The sequence below is a fragment of the Roseomonas chloroacetimidivorans genome (assembly GCF_049629625.1).
Classification (GTDB): domain Bacteria; phylum Pseudomonadota; class Alphaproteobacteria; order Acetobacterales; family Acetobacteraceae; genus Roseomonas; species Roseomonas chloroacetimidivorans.
The window spans coordinates 51108-73905 of the sequence record NZ_JBNBZS010000023.1 but is presented as its reverse complement, the minus strand read 5'-3'; the positions used below and the strand labels follow the sequence as shown (position 1 = coordinate 73905).

General features: G+C 70.4%; 20 protein-coding genes and 1 tRNA gene. 10 read left to right on the top strand and 11 right to left on the bottom strand.

Going from position 1 to position 22798, the window contains the following annotated elements:
• Positions 1-9 precede the first annotated feature (9 nt).
• The 3 genes from ACO1BU_RS18255 to ACO1BU_RS18245 all read left to right on the top strand — a co-directional run bounded on the left by ACO1BU_RS18255 (position 10) and on the right by ACO1BU_RS18245 (position 2266).
• Positions 10-381, top strand: coding sequence for a nuclear transport factor 2 family protein (locus ACO1BU_RS18255; RefSeq protein ID WP_424137399.1), 372 nt, complete (start codon positions 10-12; stop codon positions 379-381).
• Between the two features lie 40 nt (positions 382-421).
• Positions 422-1456 carry a 5-methyltetrahydropteroyltriglutamate--homocysteine methyltransferase gene (locus tag ACO1BU_RS18250; protein WP_424137398.1) on the top strand — a complete coding sequence of 345 codons (1035 nt, stop codon included), beginning with the start codon at positions 422-424 and terminating at the stop codon, positions 1454-1456.
• Positions 1457-1717: 261 nt separating this feature from the next.
• A complete protein-coding gene (locus ACO1BU_RS18245) occupies positions 1718-2266 on the top strand; it encodes a TIGR02444 family protein (protein WP_424137397.1) in 549 nt (182 codons plus the stop codon).
• A 935-nt stretch (positions 2267-3201) separates the two neighbouring features.
• Here ACO1BU_RS18245 and ACO1BU_RS18240 read toward each other — a convergent pair.
• The 5 genes from ACO1BU_RS18240 to hemC all read right to left on the bottom strand — a co-directional run bounded on the left by ACO1BU_RS18240 (position 3202) and on the right by hemC (position 7929).
• Positions 3202-3276 (bottom strand) — tRNA-Thr (locus tag ACO1BU_RS18240).
• 81 nt (positions 3277-3357) lie between these two features.
• Positions 3358-4641 carry a heme biosynthesis HemY N-terminal domain-containing protein gene (locus ACO1BU_RS18235; RefSeq protein ID WP_424137396.1) on the bottom strand — a complete coding sequence of 428 codons (1284 nt, stop codon included), beginning with the start codon at positions 4639-4641 and terminating at the stop codon, positions 3358-3360.
• Entirely contained in the window at positions 4641-6152 is a 1512-nt protein-coding gene (locus ACO1BU_RS18230; protein WP_424137395.1) for a COG4223 family protein, read from the bottom strand. The genes ACO1BU_RS18235 and ACO1BU_RS18230 overlap by 1 nt, the downstream gene beginning before the upstream one ends.
• Before the next feature lie 48 nt (positions 6153-6200).
• Positions 6201-6920 (bottom strand): uroporphyrinogen-III synthase, encoded by a 720-nt coding sequence (locus ACO1BU_RS18225; protein ID WP_424137394.1) that lies wholly within the window; start codon positions 6918-6920, stop codon positions 6201-6203.
• Positions 6913-7929 (bottom strand): hydroxymethylbilane synthase, encoded by a 1017-nt coding sequence (gene hemC, locus ACO1BU_RS18220; RefSeq protein WP_424137393.1) that lies wholly within the window; start codon positions 7927-7929, stop codon positions 6913-6915. The genes ACO1BU_RS18225 and hemC overlap by 8 nt, the downstream gene beginning before the upstream one ends.
• Positions 7930-8027: 98 nt before the next feature.
• Between hemC and tsaD the strand changes: the two genes are divergently transcribed.
• The 4 genes from tsaD to ACO1BU_RS18200 all read left to right on the top strand — a co-directional run bounded on the left by tsaD (position 8028) and on the right by ACO1BU_RS18200 (position 11569).
• On the top strand, positions 8028-9056 hold the full coding sequence (gene tsaD, locus ACO1BU_RS18215; protein WP_424137392.1) for a tRNA (adenosine(37)-N6)-threonylcarbamoyltransferase complex transferase subunit TsaD: 1029 nt from the start codon (positions 8028-8030) through the stop codon (positions 9054-9056).
• The gene (locus ACO1BU_RS18210; RefSeq protein WP_424137391.1) at positions 9053-9877 is read left to right on the top strand and encodes a 23S rRNA (adenine(2030)-N(6))-methyltransferase RlmJ; all 825 of its coding nucleotides are present in this window, start codon (positions 9053-9055) and stop codon (positions 9875-9877) included. Before tsaD ends, ACO1BU_RS18210 begins: the two co-directional genes overlap by 4 nt.
• Positions 9874-10860, top strand: a complete 987-nt coding sequence (locus tag ACO1BU_RS18205) for an NAD(P)H-dependent glycerol-3-phosphate dehydrogenase (RefSeq protein ID WP_424137390.1) — start codon at positions 9874-9876, stop codon at positions 10858-10860. Before ACO1BU_RS18210 ends, ACO1BU_RS18205 begins: the two co-directional genes overlap by 4 nt.
• Positions 10861-10942: 82 nt before the next feature.
• A complete protein-coding gene (locus tag ACO1BU_RS18200) occupies positions 10943-11569 on the top strand; it encodes a hypothetical protein (RefSeq protein WP_424137389.1) in 627 nt (208 codons plus the stop codon).
• 31 nt (positions 11570-11600) lie between these two features.
• Here ACO1BU_RS18200 and ACO1BU_RS18195 read toward each other — a convergent pair whose 3' ends face one another.
• From ACO1BU_RS18195 to ccmA, 4 genes are read right to left on the bottom strand one after another with little or no spacing between them, the layout of a single operon-like run.
• On the bottom strand, positions 11601-12692 hold the full coding sequence (locus tag ACO1BU_RS18195) for an alginate lyase family protein (RefSeq protein WP_424137388.1): 1092 nt from the start codon (positions 12690-12692) through the stop codon (positions 11601-11603).
• Positions 12693-12723: 31 nt separating this feature from the next.
• The gene (locus tag ACO1BU_RS18190; protein WP_424137387.1) at positions 12724-13140 is read right to left on the bottom strand and encodes a hypothetical protein; all 417 of its coding nucleotides are present in this window, start codon (positions 13138-13140) and stop codon (positions 12724-12726) included.
• A gap of 32 nt (positions 13141-13172) precedes the next feature.
• Complete coding sequence (ccmB, locus tag ACO1BU_RS18185) at positions 13173-13823, bottom strand: heme exporter protein CcmB (protein WP_424137386.1); 651 nt, start codon at positions 13821-13823, stop codon at positions 13173-13175.
• Positions 13820-14419: a heme ABC exporter ATP-binding protein CcmA gene (gene ccmA, locus ACO1BU_RS18180; protein ID WP_424137385.1), complete on the bottom strand. Its 600-nt coding sequence runs from the start codon at positions 14417-14419 to the stop codon at positions 13820-13822. Before ccmA ends, ccmB begins: the two co-directional genes overlap by 4 nt.
• Before the next feature lie 112 nt (positions 14420-14531).
• Between ccmA and acnA the strand changes: the two genes are divergently transcribed.
• The 3 genes from acnA (at position 14532) to ACO1BU_RS18165 (ending at position 19052) form a co-directional block, all read left to right on the top strand.
• Positions 14532-17237 carry an aconitate hydratase AcnA gene (gene acnA, locus ACO1BU_RS18175; protein WP_424137384.1) on the top strand — a complete coding sequence of 902 codons (2706 nt, stop codon included), beginning with the start codon at positions 14532-14534 and terminating at the stop codon, positions 17235-17237.
• 139 nt (positions 17238-17376) lie between these two features.
• Positions 17377-18294 carry a diacylglycerol/lipid kinase family protein gene (locus ACO1BU_RS18170; RefSeq protein WP_424137383.1) on the top strand — a complete coding sequence of 306 codons (918 nt, stop codon included), beginning with the start codon at positions 17377-17379 and terminating at the stop codon, positions 18292-18294.
• Positions 18291-19052, top strand: a complete 762-nt coding sequence (locus tag ACO1BU_RS18165; RefSeq protein WP_424137382.1) for a metallophosphoesterase family protein — start codon at positions 18291-18293, stop codon at positions 19050-19052. Before ACO1BU_RS18170 ends, ACO1BU_RS18165 begins: the two co-directional genes overlap by 4 nt.
• A gap of 15 nt (positions 19053-19067) precedes the next feature.
• On the opposite strand, the gene ACO1BU_RS18160 is transcribed toward ACO1BU_RS18165, so the two are convergent.
• Positions 19068-21383, bottom strand: a complete 2316-nt coding sequence (locus ACO1BU_RS18160) for an MHYT domain-containing protein (protein WP_424137381.1) — start codon at positions 21381-21383, stop codon at positions 19068-19070.
• A gap of 170 nt (positions 21384-21553) precedes the next feature.
• A complete protein-coding gene (locus ACO1BU_RS18155) occupies positions 21554-22759 on the bottom strand; it encodes an MFS transporter (protein ID WP_424137380.1) in 1206 nt (401 codons plus the stop codon).
• Between the last annotated feature and the right edge of the window lie 39 nt (positions 22760-22798).

Here is a 22798-nt window from a genome sequence, read left to right as displayed (position 1 = left end):
GAAATACGCATGCAGGACGAAATCCGGGCGCTGGAGGCCCGTCGCTACACCGCGATGAAGACGGGCAATGTGAGCGCCCTGGCCGGGCTGCTTTCGGAACGGCTGGTCTATTCGCATTCCGACGCCACGCAGGACAGCAAGGCGAGCTATCTCGAGACACTGTCGAACGGCACGCTGCGCTATCTCGATGTCTGGTTCGAGACAAAGTCCGTGCTGGAAGCCGGCGACCACGGCGCCGTGGCGCTGGGCACCATGGGCGCGAAGATCATCCGCCACGGCGAGGAAAAGACCATCGGCGCCATGACCTGCGCCGTCTGGGCCTGCGAGGGCGGAGTCTGGCGTCTGCTCGCCTATCAGCCGACCGCCCTGCCGAAGAAGTAGGACGCGCCAAGGCGCGTCCAGAGCCAATCCGGAGAAACCCGTGACCAATACCCTTCTGCCCACCACCGTCGTTGGCAGCTATCCGCAGCCGGACTGGCTCGTTGACCGCAACGTGCTGGCCCAGAACCTCGTGCCCCGCGTGCGCATGAAGCAGATGTGGCGCGTGGCGGACGATGCGCTGGAACAGGCGCAGGATGACGCCACCTTGGTCGCTATCCGCGACATGGAGCGCGCCGGCATTGATATCGTCACCGATGGCGAGATCCGCCGCGAAAGCTACTCCAACCGCTTCGCCCTCGCGCTCGACGGCGTGGATGTGGACAATCCCGCCCGCACCATGGGCCGCGCCGGCAAGGAAACGCTGGTGCCGCGCGTGATCGGCAAGATCCGCCGCAACCGCCCGGTGGAAGTGCGCGACGTCGAGTTCCTCGTCGCCAATACCGACCGTCGCACCAAGATCACCCTGCCCGGCCCCTTCACCCTCTCCCAGCAGGCCTCGGACGAGTACTACAAGGACGAGGAAGCCATGGCGATGGACTACGCCGCCGCGGTGAACGAGGAGGCGAAGGACCTCAAGAAGGCCGGTATCGACATCATCCAGTTCGACGAGCCCTGGATGCAGGCCCGCCCCGAGGCCGCCGCCCGCTTCGGCGTCAAGGCTCTCAACCGTGCCCTGGAAGGGCTGGAGGGCGAGACCATCGTCCATCTCTGCTTCGGCTACGCGGCCGTCGTGAAGGACAAGCCGTCCGGCTACTCCTTCCTGCCGCAGCTCGCTGACTGCGCAGCGGCGCAGATCTCCATCGAGGCGGCGCAGCCGAAGCTTGACCTCTCCGTCCTGGACGCGCTGCCGGGCAAGACCATCATGCTCGGTGTTATCGATCTGGGCAGCGCCGAGGTGGAGACGCCGGAGATCGTGGCCGACCGCATCCGCGCGGGGCTGAAGAAGCTGCCACCCGAGCGCCTGGTCGTCGCCCCCGATTGCGGCATGAAATACCTGCCCCGCCCCCGCGCCTTCGCGAAGCTGAAGGCGATGGCGGAGGGCGCCGCCATTGTGCGGCGCGAGTTGCAGGGCTGACCCTATCCTGGGCGCCACGCGTGGCGTGGCGCCCCGCTGCATGAAGGGACGTTGCCCTCCGACTAGCCTTCGGCCGCGCGCCGCGCCTGACATGAGGCGCGGGTTGGTCAGGTTCCCTGGCCTCCTTCCGCCGGCACGGCTCATCCACTCCGACGGCTGCATGACGACCAGGCTCTTCCGGAGCCGGATGAGTTCGGCCAGTGAAGGATCCTGCCGATCCGCTGGCGACGAATCACGACAGGCAAAATGGAGTATGCAGGCGTGAGCGAAGCCTCACTGGAGGGCGAACACTGGAGCTTCGCGCTCGCCCTCTACAATGCGCCTGGCGTGGCCGAGGCCTGCCTCTCGCTACAGGACCGGTACGGCCTGGACGTGAACCTGCTCCTAGTAGCGCTCTTTGCGGCCGCGCGGCGCGGGCAGGAGTTGGACGGAGCCACCCTGGCGACGCTCGACACCGCAGTGGCCCCCTTCCGGGCGGAGGTGATCCAGCCCCTCCGCGCAATCCGGCGAGGGCTCAAGAACTACCAGGGCCCGCAGGCGGCCGCCGTGGCGATGCTCCGGGCCGGCATCAAGCGCGGCGAGCTTCAGGCCGAGCAAGTGCAGCAAGCCTTGCTGGTGGATCATCTTCCACCTCCACCACCAAGCAGCACGGCGGTGAATCTGCATGCGGTGGCGCGCCGGGTCCTGGCCCACTTCACCGGCCAACCCGGACCGGGCGACGAGGCCGAGCCAGCCATTGCCACGATCCTGGGCGGCATCGCCGCGGTCAGCCCTGGTAAAATCGATAGGCTGCAATCAAAAGATAGTTGATCACGGAAATGTGTTAGCTTAGTTTATCCGCAGGCACCAACGGCCCTCCGTCCGGTCCTGCTCCCGACCACCCGGGACGGAAGCTGGACATAGGAGGCGTCGGCCGGAGCCTGCGCGATGTCGCCGCGGTGGGCATGGAGGCGTGCCCCGAAAGCCTGTCCCCTAGGGGCCACTCCCCTATACGACACGGCCGCGGGCGCCACTCTCCGCCTGCCAGGGTCATCAAAACTTTTCCTGGTCATGCCGCCGCATCTCAAGGCGGCAAAGATCGTGACTTCCGGAAGCGTATTGCCGAAGCTGAGCCACCGCCCGGAGTGCCGGGCGAGACAAGAGGCTTGCATGATGCGTTTCCTGGCCACCTTTTCGGCAGTTCTGTCCCTGCTTTGCCTCGCGGCCTGCTCTCAGGCGCCATCGACAAGCGCTTTTGCTCTCGACGGCCCCTCCGATGACAGTGCTGACAGCGTCAGCCGTAGCTACGCGGACGCCATTCTTGTTGGCATGGCCCGCGCAAGGGCAGAGCGGTTGAGGAAGGATGCGGCCCGCATGGGGCGGCCGGGATAGAGGGACCGCGCCGGGATCGGCTGTTCTTTCCCTAGGCTTCCGCCTTTTGTGGCCTCACTCGTCTTCCACAGCAGCCCGCCATGCCCGGAAACGTTGTTCATCGGGAATACCGGAGGTCTGCCATGACACAGCAGTCCGACAACAGCGGCGGCAGTCACCTTCCCAAGGGACGTCCTCCCGCGGATGGAGGCGGCCGGAGCATGTTGGGGCGTATGCGCGCCCTTGCTGAAAGTATCCGCCGCCAGATGGCAGCCAGACGCCAAAACAGCGCCAAGCCCGGCGGCCCAACGGGCAAGCCTGTCAATCGGTGATGCAGGGCGGCGCCGCGAGACGGAAGGCGCCAGCAAACCGCAAAGGCTGATATGATCGGGGAATGGTGCCGGGTGCGAGAATCGAACTCGCGACCTATCGATTACGAATCGATTGCACTACCGCTGTGCTAACCCGGCCCAGTCTCGCGCACCGGACAAAACCGGCGCGACGCGGTGGGCCGCCTTCTAGCCGCCCCCGCGCCGCTCCGCAACCTCAGTTCAAGTCGTTGCGACCGCCCCAGTCTTCTGGACGGCCCCGGTCCACTCCACCCGCCCCGGCGTCTCGCAGGCCTCGCACACCGGCTCCCATTTCCGGTGGGCCGTTCCGCAGGCTAGGCACTGCCAGCGCGGCTCCGGCGGAGCCTCGGCGGCGGCGCGCAGCCACTTCGCCTCGGCATTCCGGCCGGCCGCGCTCTCGCCCAGCTCCACCTGATCCATGTCCACCATGGCCAGATAGGCGCGGCGGTCGGCCTGCCCAGAATTGATCAAAGCCTCAAGCTCCGCCCGCGCCCGTCCCGTCAGCCCCGCTTCCAGCGCCGTCCGGCCGAGCACCAGCCGGCTTTCGGGATGGGTGCGGTTCTCATGGGTCAGCGCCTCGGCAGCCTTTACCCGGGCCAGCGCGTCCGGCTCATCCTTGAGATAGGCCTCAGCCAGATCGGGATGCGGCGCGGCAGCCCAGGCGGCCTGCAGCGTGGCCTTGGCCCGGCGCGGGCTGCCCTCCGCCGCCTGCCGCCTCGCCACGGCCAGCGCGGCCGGGGCGAAGCTCGGGTCAGCGGCCAGGGCCTGCTTCTCCAGATACGACGCCGTCTCGGGATCCTGCATGGCCGCCGCCAGGGCCAGCGCGGCACGGCGGTGCCCGGTCAGCTGGTCCGGCGGAGAGAGCGCGAGAGCCTCCTTCCAGTCCCGGGTCCGGAAGGCCAGCGCCGCGCGCTCCTCCCGCACCCAGGCGGCACCGGGCTGAACCGCCTCTGCCTCGCGCGCCAGGCGCTGGGCGGCGGGCCAGTCCTCGCGCTGCATGGCGTCACGCAGCAGCCCACGCAGCCCCAGGAACTTGCCGTCCTCCCGCTGCGCCAGCTGGCGGAAGGCCTGATTGGCGGCATCGTTGCGGCCAGCCATGCGCTCGGCCTCAGCGGTCAGCAGCAAGGTATGCGGCGTGTCACCCAGATATCCACGGGCGCGCCGGATCTCCAGCCGCGCCTGGTCCGGCGTGCCGGCCGCCAGGGCTACCAGGGCGCGGGTCACGGCGGCATCGCCGTCACGCCGGTGGCGCTCCGCCCGGCGGGCGCGAATTCGCGCTGGCCAGTTGCGCAGCGACTTCCAGCCGGAAAGCAGCCCGTGCAGCACCACGAAGCCCACCACCAGCGCCAGCAGCCCGAGCCAGACGGGCACGCCGATAAAGGTGTTGCCGACCGTGATCTCCACATTCCCGCCCATCTGGCGGAGGAAGAGCGCGGCCCAGACGCCCAGGGCCAGAAGGATCAGAAGCCAAATCGCGCGGAGCATCAGTTGCTCCCCGCGCCAAGGTCACGCAGCGCGTTGCGCGCCTCGACAAGGTCGCGCGCCTGCCCGATCCAGCCGGCCATGGCGTTGCGGGAGGGCGGCGGCAGCTTCTCCAGTCGCTCCACGGCGCCCTCGAGGTCGCCCGCATCCAGCGACCGCCGCGCGCGCTCCAACTCGCCGGAGACGGCATCGCCGACCACCACCTGGTCGCCACGGCGCACGGTCACGAGGCCCTGGAGCCGGGCGAGCGCCGTATCGCCCACCGACTGGCCCTGCGGCTCGGCCGCGAGCCGCGCGGTACGGGCCGCGTCCTCGAAGGAAAGGCGCAGCGCCGCCTCGGTCGGCGGGGCGGCCTCGCGGTAGCGGGCCAGGGCCACCGGCGGCGTGCCGGTCAGGCCGGCCAAAGCCGCGCCAAGCGGCCGGCCGGCCTCAAGCGCGTTCTGGATGTTGCCACGCGCGGCCAAGGCGCTCAGGCGCCGCTCGGCGGCCTCGGCCTGAGCCAGACGCTGCTCGAACTGCTGCACACGCTGGGCCAGCTGGGCCTCCTGCTGCCCGATGCGCTCGTTCATTTGCGCCTCGGTGCGGGAAAGCCGCTCGTCCAGGGCCTTCCCGGCGGTGTCCAGCCGCTGGTTCATCGCCTGCCCGGCTGCCTCCACCCGCTGATTCAGCGCCGCGTCCAGCGCCGCGAGGCGCGGGGCGAAGGCCTGCTCGGCCGCGGTCACGCGGGCGGCCAGCGCCTGCTCCGCGCCGGTCAGGCGATTGGCCAGGGTCGCCTCAGCCTGGGCGATGCGGGCCTCGGAGCGGCGGCTCTCCTCCTGCACCCGCGTCTCCAGCGTGGTCACCCGCTCCGTCAGCTGGCGCTGCGCCTCGGCGGAGGCTGTGCGGCTGGCCTCCAGCGCGCCGGTCAGATTGGTGATGCCGGAACGCGCCTCGGGATCGACCACCGGCCGGGCGGCCAGGTCACGCGTCGCGGCTTCAACCGCACCGATCCGCTCCGCCAGCCCCGCGGCTGAAGGGCGCGCCTCCAGCGCCGAAAGACGGGAATCAATGGAGGCCATCCGCGCCGCCTCCGCCTGCTGGGCCGCCGCCGGACCCGAGCGTTGCTCGCGCGGGCTGGAGAGAAGGAAGGCAACCGCACCGACCAGCACGACTGAAGCCGCCGCGATGGGCAGGACGGCCGGCTCGAAGCGTCTCGCCCGCTTGTTCAGGCCTGCGGGCGGCGGCGGAGCCGCCGACGCGTCGAGGGTGGAGCGCGGCGCGGCACCCGGGGATGCGCCAGCGGCTGTACCCGTCGCGCCCGGCCCGGCGGCCGCTGCGGCAGCGCCGGATGCCGCCCCGCCGGTCCCGGAGGAAGCCGCTTCCGCCCCCATGGCCGCCGGCTCCGCGGCGGAGCCCGCCGGCCCAGCCTGCAAGGCGGTGTCCTTTGCCGAGGGATCGGCGCCGCCGGCCTTGCCTGCCTTCCCGGCGCCTCCTGCCGGGGAAGGGCCGCGGGGCGTTCTGGGCGTGTCGCTCATGGGGTCGGCGTCGTCCTTCTGGTCAGGCGGGAAGGGGGCAGAACTTGGTTAGTGGCCGGGGCCCAGCAGGCCCAGCAGCGCGTCCTGATCCGGTCGCGGCGCCACGTCCAGCCCCCCCCAGGAAACGTCTCCCGGCGATGCGGACAGCGCCTCCGCCACGCGGCCGCTCAACGCCAGTGCACGGATACCGGTTGCCGCGCCGCACAAGCCCGCGCCCCGCAACAAGGCGATGGCCGAGCGCGCGCTGCGCGGCGAGTAAAAAAGGGCAACACGGACCTGCCCCTTGGCAAGGGCAGCGCGGGCGTCCTCGGGCAGCTGGGTCGCCTCGGCGGCGGCATAGGCTTCGCGCCGGATCACCGCGAGGCCGCGCGCGGCAAGATCCTCCGCCAGATCATCCCCATAGCCTCGTCCGGTGGCCAGCAGCACCGGCCCGGCCGAGGGCTCCAGCCGCTTTCCGGCCAGTTCGGCCAGAGCCGCCGCATCCCCGCCCGCCGCCACGACATTCGTAAAGCCGGCCGCCCGCGCGGCGGTGGCCGTGCCCTCCCCCACAGCCAGTACCGGCAGGTCGGGCGGGCAGGCCTCGCGCAGGCTGGGCAGGGCGGCCGCGCTCGGCAGCAGGACGGCGCGCGCCTCCGGCGCCGGCGCCATGGGCAGGGGCGACAGGACCAGGGCCGGCGCCAGCACGGGCCGCCAGCCCAGCGCTGCCACCCGCGCGGCCGTGGCCGTGGCGCCGGGTTCCGGCCGGGTGATCAGGCAGCCGTCAGCCAAAGATATCCGCCGGGCTGTCCGCGCGCAGACTCCGGCCCAGCTCCTCGCCGATGGCCTGGGCGTCGGCCACGGCCCCATGCAGGCTGCGCTTCAGCAGGAAGGACCCGTCCGGCCGCGCCACCAGCCCCGTCAGATGCAGCCGCCCATCAGGCAGGACGCGGGCATGGCCGCCGATCGGGGTGCGGCAGGACCCGTCCAGCGCCGCCAGCAAGGCGCGCTCGGCCCGTGAAACGGCGCGGGCGTCCCGGTCCTCGATCCCGCCCAAAAGCTCGTGCAGCTCCGTATCCTCGGCGCGCACGGTCACGCCGATGATGCCCTGCCCGGCCGCCGGCACCATGGCCTCCGGGTCCAGCACCACCATTCCCTCGGGCGTCAGATCCATGCGCTTCAACCCGGCCAGCGCCAGCATGGTGGCATCGGATTCGCCCTCGGCCAGCTTCCGCAGCCGGGTCTGCACATTGCCGCGGATCACGCCGACCTGCAGATCCGGCCGGGCGTGCAGCAACTGGGCCTGGCGGCGCAGGCTGGCCGTGCCGAGCCGGACGCCTGCCGGAATGCTGCCGATCGGGTCAGCCGGGTCCAGCGTGCCCATCTGCGGGCCGGGAATCAGCACGTCCCGGCTGTCCTCCCGCTTCAGGGTGCAGGCCAGCAGCACCCCGGGCGGCATTTCCGTCTCCAGGTCCTTCAGGCTGTGAACGGCGAAATCGATCCGCCCGTCCAGCAGCGCCTCATGGATCTCCTTGGCGAAGAGGCCCTTGCCCCCGACATCCGCCAGGCGCCGGTCCTGGATCCTGTCGCCGGAGGTCTGGATGACATGCTCCTCGAAAGCACCGGCATTCCGCAGAACCGGGCAGAAATGCAGCACCATGTCGAGGAAGCAGCGCGTCTGCCAAAGGGCGAGCGGCGAGCCGCGCGTTCCGACACGGAGCGGAAGCGAGCGCCGATGCGGCGGCACTCGCGACGTTCCGACAGACACGACGCCGCTTGGGGTGGGGTGGGCAGACGACATGGGCGCGTCTTAGAGCAGAACGCTGAAGGCCGGAAACGGCCTGGAGCGCGAATCTGCTCTGATCTAAGACCCCCCCACAATTCGGAAAGGCATGACGGATGGACCTCACCGGTCCGGTCCTGGGTATTGAGAGCAGCTGCGACGAAACGGCCGCCGCCGTGCTGGCGCCCGATGGGACGATTCTGGCCGAGGCCGTGTTCAGCCAGACCGAGGATCATGCCCGCTTCGGCGGCGTGGTGCCTGAGTTGGCCGCGCGGGCGCATCTTTCCCATCTTCCCGGCCTGACCGCCGGGGTGATGGAGAAGGCCGGCGTCTCGCCCCGCGACCTCGGCGGCGTCGCCGCCACTTCGGGCCCCGGGCTGATCGGCGGGCTGATCGTGGGCGCGAGCTTCGGCAAGGGGATCGCCCTGGCCAACCACCTCCCCTTCGTGGCGGTGAACCACCTGGAAGCGCATGCCCTGACACCCCGCCTCCCCGGCCTCCTGCCCGGCGGCGCGGCCTTCCCCTATCTCCTGCTCCTTCTCTCCGGCGGCCACTGCCAATGCGTGGCGGTGGAGGGGCTGGGCCGCTACCGCCGCCTCGGCACCACGCTGGACGATGCGGTGGGTGAGGCCTTCGACAAGGCCGCCAAGCTGCTTGGCCTGCCCTGGCCCGGCGGGCCGCATCTGGAACGGCTGGCGAAGCAGGGTGATCCGTCGCGCATCCCCCTGCCCCGCCCCCTGCTCGGCCGGGCCGGTTGCGACTTCTCCTTCTCCGGCCTCAAGACGGCCGTCGCGCAGGCGGTGGCCAAGGGTGGCAACCACGCCGACATCGCCGCCGCCTTCCAGGCCTCGGTCGCGACCGTGGTGGCCGACCGTGCGCGCCACGCCCTGGCCATGGCCCCGGGCGCGACGGCGCTGGTGGTCTCCGGCGGCGTTGCCGCCAATACGGGCGTCCGGACTGCCCTGACCGCCGTGGCGGAAGCCGCCGGCCTGCCCATGGTCGCGCCCCCCATCCGCCTCTGCACCGACAATGCCGTGATGGTCGCCTGGGCCGGGATCGAGCGACTGCGCGCCGGCCTTACCGATCCTTGGAACCACGCGCCGCGCCCGCGCTGGCCGTTGGACGAGCTGTCCCCGCCCCCATGAACTACCGCCACACCTTCCACGCCGCGAATTTCGCGGACTGCATGAAGCACGCCCTCGTCCACGCGCTGGTCGCCGCCCTGGCGCGCAAACCCACGCCCTTCCGCGTGCTCGATACCCATGCCGGCATCGGGCTTTACGATCTGCAATCCAACGAGGCCCGGCGAACCGGCGAATGGCGCGACGGCATCGGCCGGCTGGAGAGTCTGCAGGACGGCCCCCTCCTGCCCTGGCTGACCCTGGTGCGGAGCTTTCCCCGCGGCAGCTATCCCGGCAGCCCCGCCCTGATCCGCGCCATGCTGCGCCCGGGCGACCACCTCGCCCTTTGCGAGCTGCATCCGGAGGACGCCGCAACCCTCCGCGCCGCCTTCAAGGGCGATCCCCAGGTCTCCGTCCACAAGCGGGACGCCTATGAGGCTCTCACCGCCCTCACCCCCTTCCCCGAGCGTCGCGGCCTCGTGCTGATGGACCCCCCCTTCGAGGCGGAGGGCGAATTTACCCGCATGGCCGAGGGCATGATGGCCCTTTCCCGCCGCTTCCGGGGCGCGATCCAGGCGGCCTGGTATCCCATCAAGCATCGCGCCCCCGTCCGCGCCTTCCAGGACGAACTGGCCGGATCGGAGATGCGCGACGTGATCGCCTGCGAGCTCTGGCTGCGCGAGCCCACCGACCCCACCCGCCTGAATGGCTGCGGCCTGGAGGTGGTGAACCCACCCTTCGGCTTCGCCCAGACGGCGCGGGACCTCCTGGCCGCCTTGCATGCCCGCCTTTCCGACAACGAGCCGGGCTCCGGCTGGGCGGTGACGGAGATCGTGCCCGAATGAGTGGTGGCGAGAGGGTCGCGGTCATCGGCGCTGGCGCCTGGGGCACGGCGCTGGCCCTCCAGGCCCTGCGCGCCGGGTCGGAGGTCGCGCTCTGGGCACGGGACACCGCGCGGGCAGAGGCGATGCGGACGAGCCGCGAGAATAGGCGCCACCTGCCCGGCACCGCCCTTCCCCCGGCCGTTCAGGTCACGGCCGATGCGCACGCGGCGCTCTCGGGCGCGGGGCTCGCGATCCTTGCCGTGCCGACGCAGCACATGGCTTCTGTGATCGCGGAACTGCCGCCCCTGCCGCCCTGCGTCATCGTCTCCAAGGGCGTCGAAACCGGCACACTCCGCTTTCCCCTGGAAATCCTGGCCGATTCCCGCCCTGGCCTGCCGGCCGCCATCCTCTCCGGCCCGAATTTCGCGCATGAAGTGGCCCAGGGCCTGCCGGCCGCCGCGGTCCTGGCCAGCACCGACCCGGCGCTGCGGGAAGCCGCAACCGCGCGCCTCGCCTCCCCCGCCTTCCGTCTCTACGAGGGCACGGACCCGCTGGGCGTGCAGGTGGGCGGGGCCGCGAAGAACGTGGCGGCCATCGCCGCCGGCGCCGTGATGGGCGCCGGCCTGGGCGAGAATGCCCGTGCCGCCCTCGTCACCCGCGCCCTGGCGGAGATCGCACGCCTGGCCGTCGCGCTGGGCGGCCGGGCCGAGACGGTGGCAGGCCTTTCCGGCCTGGGCGACCTGATGCTCACCTGCGCCGGGGCAGGCAGCCGGAACTTTTCCCTCGGCGTCGCGCTCGGCCGTGGGGAGAAAGCAGCCACGGTGCTGGCCGGGCGCCATTCCGTGACCGAGGGCGCAGCCACCGCCCCCGCCCTTCTTGCCCGCGCGGCGCAGGCCGGGGTGGAATTGCCGGTCTGTACGGCGGTCGCCGCCGTGCTGGAGGGAAGCCTGGATGTCGCCGGGGCGGTGGACCAGCTCATGGGCCGCCCGCCCCGGGTGGAGTAGGCCGGACACGCCCAAGCGTGAAACATCGGGCAGGGCAGGACGCTAGAGCAGGGCGTCGTTCCCTCAACCGGAATCCCGAGCCATGCCGCGCGTATCCGAGATGAAGCTGTTCGAAGCCCTCGCCACGGTCAGCCGCGCCTTTGCCGAGGGCGGCGTGCCCTCACTGGGCCAGGCCGAGGCATCGCAGGAGGTGCCTGCGGACCAGCCCGTGGCGCTGGATTCCATGGACAACGAAAGCCGCGGCGTGCTCGGGGAAGCCGCCCTCGCCGTCGCCTATGGTGCCTTCGCCTCGCAGGGCGGCGATTCCGGCTCGATGCACATGCTGGTCGGAGCCATGGGCCTCCTGGCCCTGCAGGCTGGCGAGGAGCCGGATCCGCCGACGGAGATCATGTCGGTCCTGGCCGATGACAATCGCGTCGAGATCGAGATCGACCGCGCGGGCGACGCCCTCGACGCGGAATTTGGCCGCGACGCCTCGCATGACACGCTCGCCGCGGCCCTGGAGGCCCGCATCGTCGGCACGGCCATTACCCTGGCCGGCTGCACCCTTCCGGAAGACGGCGGAGACCAGGCGGCTGTGCGCCTGCGCGCGGCACGCTATCTCACCCGGCTCGCAGCGGGGCTGCTGACCATGAACGCGGCCAGCGCGGGCGCGGCGCTCGCCCAGGCGGGCGGTTCGGCACCGGAACCCAGCGCGCCGGCGGAATGAGGCCACCCTGGGGGCGGGTGGCGCCCCTGCCTCAAGGCCTCCACCACCCCGTGATCCCGCCGCCCAGCCAGATGGAGGAAAGGGGCCGGTAGGGCGCGAGGAGCGCATCGGAAGCCGGGTCCGGCATGGCGATGGAGGCGATCTCCAGCCCGTAGGCTGCGCGCAGCAGGGGTATGCCGGCAACGGCAGGCCAAGGCGGGTCGCTCCCTTTCACCCCCGTGATCGCCTCCATGACCGAGGGATTGCGCAGCGAGGCGACGCAAAGGTCCCGCAGCCGGCGATAGGCGTTCCGTTCCGCCTCACTCAGTGCCACGCCATTGGCGGCTCCCAGCCGCTCCAGCCCAGCCAGCGCATCCAGGGCGAAGAGGTGGTAGTGCAGGGCCATCGCGCCCCGCGCCACCTCCTGCGGCAAGGCGCCGCGCGCATCCACCTGGGCGAGCTGGGCACGCAGCCTGGCCATGCCCCAATTGAACAGCGCGCGGTCATTCGCCGCCACTCCCGCTGCCGCCACGGCCAGCCCCGCCCAAGCCGCCTGGTTGTTGCGGGTCATGCTGATGGCTGCGGCCGCTGCAGGGGAGGAGGGCTTGTCATAGGGCGGCTGCACCGCCCGCGCGACCAGGCCCAGCCAGCGCCCGACCCGCCCCAGCTTGACCGGCTCTAACCCCGGCGCCCTCTGGATCGCGAGAAAGGCCAGCGCCGCCCCGGCCAGCGACCTTGTCCGGTGAAAGCCGCCCTGCTGGTTGAAGGCCCCGAGCAGCGCCTCGTTCCGCGCCCAGTGGTCCAATGCCTCCAGCGCGCAGCCTGCCGCCGCCGGGTCGCCCACCCGGTAGCGCGCGATTGCTCCGACGATGCTCGCCAGCCAGTCTTCCACCGGCTTGCGCGAGGCCGTGTCGGCCTCCAACCGCGTCGGGTCGGCGCGGGACGCGGCGGGGTCCGTGTAGAAGGGCACGCCCTCGATGCTGCGGACCGGCGGCAGCACAGGGCCGCAAGGCTGCGCCACGCCCGCGGGCGGTGGCACCGGCCGGAACGGCCCTTCCAGGGGCCGCCCGCCCTGCCGCGGGGAGGGATTCTGGGCCAGGGCCAGCGAGGGGACGAGCAGGAAAACCAGCAACAGGCGACGCATCGCCCGATGCTGCGCCGGATGACGCCCGGCGTCAGCCCTCCGGGAAAAGCGGCAGCGGATCGCTCTCCTCCCGCCGGCGCGCGCGGGCGCGGGCGGCCTCGGCAGCGCGGTGCCGTAGCAGTTCGTCCAGCAGGCGGTCCATGGTCTGCCAGAGCGGCTCATTGCCCTGGCGCTCCTTCATTACTAAGGCATGCGCGGCCAGCGTCACGTTCAGCGTGCCCCGCGTCGTCTCTGGCCGGGGCATGCGCATCTGGACGAGGGCTTTCTCCACCTCCTCCAGCGGCGCGCCGATGGTTTCTGCGATCTGCGCAGGTTCCAGCCCCGTGCGGCGCAGGCGGCGCGCCTCGTCCCGCTGACGCGGCAACAGGGCGATGGACGGGCGGAGCGCGACCGTCCGGCGCGACATCTCGCCCGAGCCGGTGCCGGGCGGCTTTCCCTTGAAGGCCATGGTGTAACTAACGCTCGAAAGCCATGTGCGATTCAACCCTCTCGCAGCGCCGCCCCGGCAGCCAGCGGCGCGAGCGGCAGGGCAGCGGCAAGGAAGGCACCCAGGAGCAGCAGGAAGGGCCGGGATTCGGCGCCCGCCGAGGCGGACTCGATAGCCCCAGCCGCAAAGATCACCACGGGCACCGCCAGCGGCAGCACCAGCAGCGGCAGCAGCACCCCGCCCCGCCGGGCGCCAAGCGTCAGCGCGGCGCCCAGCGTGCCGAGCAGCGACAGGATGGCCGAGGTCAGGGCGAGGGCCAGCATCGCGATGCCCCAGGCCTCCGTCGGAAGCGCCAGCAGGGCCGCCGCGACTGGCGTCGCGATCAGCAAGGGCAGCCCTGTCAGCATCCAATGCGCCGCCGCCTTCGCCACGGCCAGCCCGGCGGGCGGCAGCCCGGCAGTCAGCAGCAGGTCCAGCGATCCGTCCTCCGCCTCCCCGGCGAAAAGCCGGTCCAGGGGCAGCAGCGCCGCCAGCAGCGCGGCCGTGACCAGTGCGCCGGGCGCCAGCCGCGCCAAGGCCTCGGGCGAAGGCCCCACGCCGAAGGGAAACAGCGCGCAGACGATCACGAAGAACAGCACCGCTGCCAGTGCCTCGGCGGGATGGCGTAGGGCCAGGCGGATTTCCCGCAGGAAGACAGGGATCAAAGTGCCAGTTCCCGCGCGCCCGGCAGGGGCAAGGGCAGATGGGTGGCCGCCAGCACGATGCCGCCCCGCGCGCGGTGCGCGGCCAGCAACGCCCCCAGCCGCCCCACCGAGGCCGAGTCGAGCCCGAGCGTCGGCTCGTCCAGCAGCCAGAGCGGCGCTTCCCCGAGCGCAAGCCGGGCCAGGGCCAGCCGCCGCCGCTGCCCCGCGGAAAGCCTGCGGCAGGGCAGCCCCGCCAGCGCGGAGAGCCCCAGCGCCGCCAGCGCCACATCGGGATCGCCGCCGCGCAGCCGCGCCCAGAAGACCAGGTCCTCCCGCGGCGTCAGGGCCGGCTTGATCGCATCCTGATGGCCGAGATAGCGGGTTCGTCCGCCATGCGCGGCCGTATCGCCCGCCACGTCCTCGCCATCCCAGGTCACCCGCCCGGCGGCCGGGCGCAGCAGCCCGGCCAGCGCTCGCAGCAACGTCGATTTTCCCGCGCCATTCGGCCCGAGCAGCAGCAGCGCCTCCCCCGGCGCCGCGCGCAGCGACAGCCCAGCGAGGACCACCCGCCCGCCGCGCCTGATGGCCAGATCATCCGCCGCCAGCACGCCGGCCATGCCCTCGTTACATGCCCCGCAGGGCTATTGACACCGGCCCCGCCCCTGGACCGGAAACCCTTGCCATGCTTCAAGCTGCCCGGAAATTCAAGCACGCGCGGGGAATTGCGAGATGAGCAAGATCGGCCAAGACACGCTTAAGGCCAAGCGCAGCCTGACAGTCGACGGGAAGACCTACCACTACTTCTCGATCCCCGAGGCGGCGAAGGCGCTGGGCACGGATTTCTCCCGCCTTCCGAACAGCCTGAAGGTGCTGCTCGAGAACATCCTCCGCGCCGAGAATGGCCGCACCTACAAGGTCGATGACGCCAAGGCGATCGCCGGCTGGCTGGAAAAGGGTCAGTCCACCCAGGAGGTTCCCTTCCGCCCCGCGCGCATTCTGATGCAGGACTTCACGGGCGTCCCCGCCGTGGTGGACCTGGCCGCGATGCGCGACGGCATGCTGAAGCTCGGCGGCGATCCCCAGAAGGTGAACCCGCTGGTTCCCGTGGACCTCGTGATCGACCACTCCGTCATGGTGGATGTCTCCGGCACGCCGGACGCCATGAAGAAGAACGTCGAACTGGAGTACCAGCGCAACGGCGAGCGCTACGAGTTCCTCCGCTGGGGCCAGGGCGCCTTCAACAACTTCCGCGTCGTTCCCCCCGGGACCGGCATCTGCCACCAGGTGAACCTGGAATACCTGGCCCAGGTTGTCTGGACCGATACCGACGCCGGCGACACCTTCGCCTATCCCGATAGCTGCTACGGCACGGACAGCCACACCACGATGGTGAACGGCCTGGGCGTGCTCGGCTGGGGCGTGGGCGGCATCGAGGCCGAGGCCGCGATGCTCGGCCAGCCCATCGCCATGCTCATCCCCGACGTGATCGGCTTCAAGCTGACCGGCAAGCTGCGTGAGGGCGTGACGGCCACCGACCTGGTGCTGACCGTCACCCAGATGCTCCGCAAGAAGGGCGTGGTCGGCAAGTTCGTCGAGTTCTACGGCCAGGGCCTCACCTCCCTGCCCGTCGCCGACCGCGCGACCATCGGCAACATGGCCCCGGAATACGGCGCCACCTGCGGCTTCTTCCCGGTGGACGAGGCGACGCTCGGCTATCTCCGCCTCTCCGGCCGCGACGAGCACCGCATCAACCTGGTCCGCGAGTTCTGTAAGGCGCAGGGCATGTGGCGCGACGACTCCACGCCCGACCCGGTCTTCACCGACACGCTGGAGCTGGACCTCTCCACCGTGGTGCCCTCCATGGCCGGCCCGAAGCGCCCGCAGGACAAGGTGGTGCTGACCGAGATCGCCACCTCCTTCGCCAAGGAGCTGCCGAACCTTGCCGTCCCGGGTGCCCCGGCGCTCGGTTCCCGCGTGCCGGTCGAAGGCGCGAATTATGACCTTGGCCATGGCGATGTGGTGATCGCCGCCATCACCTCCTGCACCAACACCTCCAACCCCTATGTGCTCGTGGCCGCCGGCCTGGTGGCGCGCAAGGCGCGGGCCAAGGGGCTGGTGCCGAAGCCCTGGGTGAAGACCTCCCTCGCCCCCGGGTCCCAGGTGGTCACCGACTACCTGACCGCCTCGGGCCTGCAGGACGACCTGGACGCGCTCGGCTTCCAGACGGTCGGCTATGGCTGCACCACCTGCATCGGCAATTCCGGCCCGCTGCCTGACCCGATCGTGGACGCGATCGAGAACAACAAGCTGGTCGCCGCCTCCGTGCTGTCGGGCAACCGCAACTTCGAAGGCCGCGTGCATCCGAATGTGCGCGCCAACTACCTGGCCTCCCCGCCGCTGGTGGTCGCCTATGCCCTGGCCGGCACCATCACCAAGGACATCACGACCGAGCCGCTGGGCACCGGCAGCGATGGTCAGCCCGTCTATCTGAAGGACGTGTGGCCGACGCAGCAGGAGATCAACGACGTCGTGCACGCTGTGCTGACGCGCGAGATGTTCCAGACCCGCTACGCCGACGTCTTCAAGGGCGACGAGCACTGGCAGGGGATCAACATCGAGGCGGGCACGGACACCTATCGCTGGAATTCCGGTTCCACCTATGTCCAGAACCCGCCTTACTTCGAGGACATCTCGCCCGAGCCGAAGCCGATCGGCTCCGTGCGCGGTGCGCGTATCCTGGCGGAGCTGGGTGACAGCATCACCACCGACCACATCTCCCCGGCCGGTTCCATCAAGAAGGCCTCGCCCGCCGGCGAGTACCTGCTCGAACACCAGGTCCGGCAGAACGACTTCAACAGCTACGGCGCCCGCCGCGGCAACCACGAGGTCATGATGCGCGGCACCTTCGCCAATATCCGCATCAAGAACGAAATGGTGCCGGGCATCGAGGGCGGCATCACCAAGCACCTGCCCTCCGGCGATGTGATGCCGATCTACGACGCGGCTATGCGCTACAAGGCCGAGGGCGTGTCGCTGGTGATCTTCGGCGGCAAGGAATACGGCACCGGCTCCTCCCGCGACTGGGCGGCGAAGGGCACGATGCTGCTGGGCGTGAAGGCCGTGATCGCCGAAAGCTTCGAGCGCATCCACCGCTCCAACCTGGTCGGCATGGGCGTGCTGCCGCTGGTCTTCAAGCCGGGCGAGGATCGCAAGAGCCTCGGCATCACCGGCGAGGAGACGGTGGACATCCTCGGCCTCGAGGATCTGAAGCCCCGCATGATGCTGGACATCGTCATCCACCGTGCCGACGGCACGGAGGTGAAGACCCAGGTCCAGTGCCGTGTCGATACGGCCGACGAGGTCGAGTACTACAAGCAGGGCGGCATCCTGCATTACGTGCTGCGCAGCATGGCCGGGGTGAAGGTCGCCGCCTGATCCCGGCCAAGGCTGGGCGACAGCCGAAGGGGGCGCGGGCCGCAGGGTCCGCGCCCTTTTCGCATTCGCGGAAACCCTTGATCCCGCCCCCGCGTTCGGGCGCCGGCAGAAGGAACACTGTTCGCATGGTCGGCGCCCCATGACGCGGGCCGTTCTGGTGATGAACGCCCGCGCGGGCACCCTGGCAGGGCGCCCGGAGCTGCCGGCGCTGATCGTGGAGGCGCTGGAGCGCGCCGGCTTCGAACTCACCATCATCGGCGAGGATGCGGCCCCCAGCATGGGCGGCCGTGTGGAGGCGGCGATCGCCACCGATGCCCCGGTCGTGATCGTGGGGGGCGGCGACGGCACGATCCGCGGCGTTGCCGCCCGGCTGGCCGGCACCGGCCGCGTGCTGGGTATCCTGCCGCTCGGTACACTCAACCTGCTGGCGCGCGACCTCGACATTCCACTGGACCCGCTGGAGGCGGCGCAAGCCCTCGGCCGCGCTTCGGCACGCGCCATCGATGTGGGCGAGGTGAACGGCCGGGTCTTTCTCTGCCAGTCTGTGATTGGCGTTCCCAACGCCATCAGCCGCCATCGCGAGCGCCATCGTGGCGACAAGAGCTGGGGTGCCCTGCTGCGAATCCTCGTCGTCGCGATCCGCGCCTTCCTGCGGCAGCGCCCGCATCGCCTGATGATCAATGCGCCAGGCTGGGAAAAGCCCTGGCGCATCTGGACCCGCGCCCTCTCCGTCGTGAACAACGGCTATGCCGAAGGCACTGGCCTGATGTTCCACCGCTCCCGCCTGGATAGCGGCGAGCTCTATCTCTACGTCACCCGCAACTTCTCCATCGGATGGTCCGCCAAGATGCTGGTGGCCATGGCGCTCGGCTTCTGGAAGCGCCTGCGGGAGGTGGAAATCCTTTCCGGTCCCGCTTTCGTCATTCACTCCCGCCGGCGCCGCCTGCGGGTGATGAATGACGGCGAGGCCAGTATTCTCCGCACCCCCCTCCACTACGCGCTGCGCCCCCGCGCGTTGATGGTCCTCGCTCCTCCCAACAACGAACCGGACGCATGAGGATCATCGACCACATCTCCGACCTGCATTTCTGCCGGATCGACCAGCGCGCGGCCGATGCGCTGCTGGCCCGGCTGAACGCCGATCCCGCGCATCTCGTCGCTGTCAGCGGTGACCTGACCATGCGCGCCCGCCGGGCCGAATACCGCGCCGCCCGTGCCTTCCTCGACGCGCTGCACATGCCCTGGGTCGCGGTGCCGGGCAACCACGACATCACCGCCTATTACCCGTGGGAACGCTTCCTCGACCCCTTCGGCCGCTGGCAGGAACTGATCGCCATGGAGACGGAGCCGATGTTCGAGGACGAGGAAATTCAGGTGATCGGCCTCAACACCGTCTCCCGCGGCGGGCTCCACCGGCATTGGGAGAACGGCAAGATCCCCCGGGCCGGGCTGCTACGCCTGCTGCGGCGCCTTCGGCGGCTGCCTGACGGCCCCTTCCGCATCGTCATCGCCCACCACCCCTTCCTGGCCCCGCCGGAACAGCCCGGAACGCCCGTGGTGAAGCGCGGCGAACGCGCCCTGCGCGACCTCGCGCGTGCCGGCGTGCGGCTGGTGCTCTCGGGCCACCTGCATATCGGCTTCCACAACACCCACGCCATTACGGCGGAGGAGGGAGACAGTCTCCTCGTGCTCCAGGCCGGTTCCGCCACATCCACCCGGCTCCGGGGCGAGCCGAACGCCTATAACCGGATCGTCGTGGAGAACGGGCGTGCCCGCTGGACGGCCCATCACTGGGATGGCGAGGCCTGGCGCTGAGCCGCCGGCTCCTGCTCACCCGGCCCTGGAAGGCCCTGGCCGCCGTTCACTCAGCGGGATGACCTGCGCGCTCGGCGCCGATCCTATCGCCTCCGTGACCGCTCCGGCCAATGTCGCCTGGTCGAAGGGCTTGCTCAACCGCGGAAGGCGGTTACTCGCCTCCGAAGACATCTCGGCATAGCCACTCACCAGCAGCACGGGCAGCCCGGGCCGCTCCGCTTGCAGCCTGTTCGCCAGTTGGACGCCTGTCATCCCCGGCATGGCCTGGTCGGTGACGACGAGATCGACCGCTTGCCCGGCCGCCAGCAGCCCAAGCGCCTCTCGCCCCGAGGAAGCTGCCAGAACCCGGTGCCCGAGATCTTCCAGCATGGCCACCGTATTGGCCAGCACCAGCGGATCGTCATCGACTGCCAGGATCAGGAACGACGCCGACTGGGGCATGGCTGGCGCAGTGCCAGCACCGGCTTCCATGGGCTGCCCCAGCAATTCCTCCTTCCCCACGGGCAGCCACAGCTCCGCGGTCGTCCCTTGTCCCGGCCGGCTCCGCAGCACCAGCCGTCCACCCGACTGCGCCGCCAGGCCCTGCACCATGGGAAGTCCGAGCCCCGTTCCCTGGCCCACCCCCTTCGTGGTGAAAAAGGGCTCCGTCGCGCGGCCCAGGGTGGCGGCGTCCATTCCGGACCCGGTATCCGTTATGGACAGGCAGACATACCGTCCGGGCTTGAGGCCTTCCGCGGCGCCGGGCATGAGCTCCTGCTCGGTGGCCGAGATGCTGAGCGTGCCGCCCTCCGGCATGGCGTCGCGTGCGTTCACCGCAAGGTTGAGCAGCGCGAGTTCCAGCTGGTTCGCATCCACATGCGCGAGCGGCAGGCCCAGCGGAAAATGCGTGTCGATCCGCACCATCGGCCCGATCGAGCGTTGCAGCAGCTCCGCCATGCCCCGCACCAGTTCCGGCACATCCACGGCCCGCGGCTTCAGGTCCTGCTTGCGCGCGAAGGCCAGCAGGCGCTGCGTCAGTCCCGCGCCGCGCCGTACCGCCTGCAACGCGTTCTCCACCAGCCGCAGGGCCTTCGCATTATCGGGCACCTGCTTGCGCAGCAGCTCCAGATTGCCCATCACCACGGCCAGCAGATTATTAAAGTCATGCGCCACGCCGCCTGTGAGCAGGCCGATGGCCTCGATTTTCTGTGACTGGCGCAGCGCCTCCTCCGTTCGCCGGCGCTGCGTCACATCGGTCAGCCCACCCAGCACCCGCAACACGGTCCCGTCCTCGGCCCGTTCCACCCGCGCGGAGGCCAGGACATCCAGGAACTCGCCCTGCCGGGTCACGACCCGGTATTCCACGTTCTTCAGCTCGCCTTCCCGCAGCAGATCGGGCCAGTCGGATTGCAGGAGCTGGCGGGCGGAAGCCTCGGTCATGAAGTTGATCAGTGGCCGGCCGATCACCTCCTCGCGCCCGTAGCCCAGCAGATCCTGCCAGGCCTCGGTCACGTTCTCGATGCGCCTTTCGGCATCCAGCGAATGAAGGGGCAGCGGCGTCCGTTGATAAAGCGAACGGAAGCGCTCCTCGCTCTCGCGCAACGCCATGGCCTCGCGTTCGGAAAGCAGGGCGAAGCGCCGGTCGAACATGGCGGCAACCAGCGTGAAGAACAGGATCAGGAAGGTCGAGGCCGCGACCGCCAACGCAAGGGTGACCTGGCTCAGGCTGCTCCAGTCCTCCCCCATGTCCACATACGAATGGGCGGTGAATACGGCCCCCCGCATGCTCGCGTAGTGCATGCCCGCAATGGCGAAGCCCATGACGACGGCTGCGACCAGCCTGGCCCCCATCCGGCTTGCCTGCATGGACAGCCACAGTGCCACCGTCGCCGCGCCGATCGCGATCAGCACCGACGCTGCCACCCAGAAGCGGGCAAAGTTCAGGTCGGCCTGCATCCTCATCGCGGCCATGCCGGTGTAGTGCATGACCACAATCCCGAAGCCCATGAACAGCCCGCTCGCCAAGAGCCGCAGCGGCGTCGGGTGGCGGTGGCTCACTGCCCTGAAGCTGATCCCGGTGACCACGATCGGAACGATCAGGGAAAGCAAGGTCAGGCCAGGGTCGTAGTTCACCTCCATCCCCGGCACGCTGAAGGCAAGCATGGCTACGAAATGCATGGCCCAGATGCCGCCCCCCATGGCGACCGCCGCCGTGGCCAGCCAAACATGCCGCGCCCAGCCTGTGGACGCCCGGATGCGGCTGGCCAGGTCGAGCGCCGTATAGGACGCCGCGATCGCGATCAGCACCGAGAGAAGCATCAGCGCGCTGTCATGCGTCCCGACTAGGGTCATCTCGGCCGTCCGCCTCCTGAAGAGCCTTTATGTTTCGAACGCCGTAACGCGCCACAGGCTCCATTGAGACCAAAACCGGACGGAGCCAAGTCGTCGGAAAAAGATTACGATCCTGACACCACGGGGATCAGATGCTGATGACGCCTTGGGGCCGTCTTGGGCCCACGTCCTTAACGTCCTGCCCGCCACCGCCAAGCCACCGGGAGGGCAACGGCGCAAAGCACCGCCATGGCCATGAAGGCCCCGCTGCCGAAGCGGGCATAGAGCCACCCCGCCAGCAGGATGGCGCAGGCCTGCGCTCCGGTGGTGCCGAGTGCGGCATGCAGGCTTTGCGCAGCCAGCGCCTCGCCAGGCGGTGGATTGCCCGAGAGCCAGCGCATGGCGCCCATGTACTGAACCCCGAAGGTCAGGGCGTGCACCGCCTGAAGCGGAACCAGCGCCCAGAGTTCCGTCGTGGTGGATAGGGCGGTCCAACGGAGGATCCCCGCCCCGGCGGCAAGGAGCATGTGGCCGCGCGGCGAAAGCCGCCCGAGCAGCGGCCGCGCCCAGTAGAAGAGCAGCACCTCGGCCAGCACGCCTTCCGCCCAGAGCAGGCCGATGGTCTCGGCCGAATGCCCGGCACGGGACCAATGGATGCTGGAGAAGCCATAATAGGCGCCGTGGCTTCCCTGGATCAGTGCGCTGATGCAGATCAGCCGGCCGAAGCCGGGCCGGCGCAGCAGGTGCAGGGCGAAAAACCCGCGCAGCCCGCCGCGCCCCGCCCTCACCGGCGGAGGCCCGACACGTTCCGGGCGCGGCAGGGCCCAGGCGGCCAACAAGACGCCGCAATAACACCCGGCCAGAAGCCAGGGCACCGCGGCATAGCCCGCCCAGGAAGCCATCATTCCGGCGGCAACCGCGCCCAGGATGAAAGAGGCTGACCCCGCGGCCCGGATCCGCCCGTAATCCACCCCCGCGCGCCGCGTGGCGGCCAGTGTCATTGCCTCCCCCACCGGGCTGAGCGGCGACATGGCGGCGGCAAAGAGGAGTTGCACTGCCAGGACGGACCAGAAGCCCTGGGCGGGCAGGAGCAGGGGCGCAGCCAGGGCAGCGAGGCCGGCACAGGGGATCAGAAGCAGCCGCGCATCGCCCATCCGGTCCGCCAGCCGCCCCAGGGCGGGGCTGACAACAAAGCGGATCAGCGAGCCCGCGAAGAGGATCTGCGAAACCGCCTCCGCCCCCAGCCCCTTCCCAGCCAGGAAGGGCGGCAGGAAGGGCAGGGTCACGCCGACGCCGAGGAAGCTGGCGGCCAGCAGCAGGGCGAAGCGGGCCAGGGAAGAGGCGGGCGGAGGAGCGGGCGAGGCGGAAGGTGAATGGTCGGCGGAGGGCGCGGGCATGGGGTGCCCCTACCCTCCCTTTCGCCTCCGTGCTTGCCA

Coding starts and splice junctions, on each gene's coding strand:
- ACO1BU_RS18255 (WP_424137399.1), top strand. CDS start 10: ATGCAGGACGAAATCCGGGCGCTGGAGGCCCGTCGCTACACCGCGATG.
- ACO1BU_RS18235 (WP_424137396.1), bottom strand. CDS start 4,641: ATGCTCCGCGCGATTTGGCTTCTGATCCTTCTGGCCCTGGGCGTCTGG.
- ACO1BU_RS18230 (WP_424137395.1), bottom strand. CDS start 6,152: ATGAGCGACACGCCCAGAACGCCCCGCGGCCCTTCCCCGGCAGGAGGC.
- hemC (WP_424137393.1), bottom strand. CDS start 7,929: ATGTCGTCTGCCCACCCCACCCCAAGCGGCGTCGTGTCTGTCGGAACG.
- tsaD (WP_424137392.1), top strand. CDS start 8,028: ATGGACCTCACCGGTCCGGTCCTGGGTATTGAGAGCAGCTGCGACGAA.
- ACO1BU_RS18210 (WP_424137391.1), top strand. CDS start 9,053: ATGAACTACCGCCACACCTTCCACGCCGCGAATTTCGCGGACTGCATG.
- ACO1BU_RS18205 (WP_424137390.1), top strand. CDS start 9,874: ATGAGTGGTGGCGAGAGGGTCGCGGTCATCGGCGCTGGCGCCTGGGGC.
- ACO1BU_RS18200 (WP_424137389.1), top strand. CDS start 10,943: ATGCCGCGCGTATCCGAGATGAAGCTGTTCGAAGCCCTCGCCACGGTC.
- ACO1BU_RS18195 (WP_424137388.1), bottom strand. CDS start 12,692: ATGCGTCGCCTGTTGCTGGTTTTCCTGCTCGTCCCCTCGCTGGCCCTG.
- ACO1BU_RS18190 (WP_424137387.1), bottom strand. CDS start 13,140: ATGGCCTTCAAGGGAAAGCCGCCCGGCACCGGCTCGGGCGAGATGTCG.
- ccmA (WP_424137385.1), bottom strand. CDS start 14,419: ATGGCCGGCGTGCTGGCGGCGGATGATCTGGCCATCAGGCGCGGCGGG.
- acnA (WP_424137384.1), top strand. CDS start 14,532: ATGAGCAAGATCGGCCAAGACACGCTTAAGGCCAAGCGCAGCCTGACA.
- ACO1BU_RS18170 (WP_424137383.1), top strand. CDS start 17,377: ATGACGCGGGCCGTTCTGGTGATGAACGCCCGCGCGGGCACCCTGGCA.
- ACO1BU_RS18165 (WP_424137382.1), top strand. CDS start 18,291: ATGAGGATCATCGACCACATCTCCGACCTGCATTTCTGCCGGATCGAC.
- ACO1BU_RS18160 (WP_424137381.1), bottom strand. CDS start 21,383: ATGACCCTAGTCGGGACGCATGACAGCGCGCTGATGCTTCTCTCGGTG.
- ACO1BU_RS18155 (WP_424137380.1), bottom strand. CDS start 22,759: ATGCCCGCGCCCTCCGCCGACCATTCACCTTCCGCCTCGCCCGCTCCT.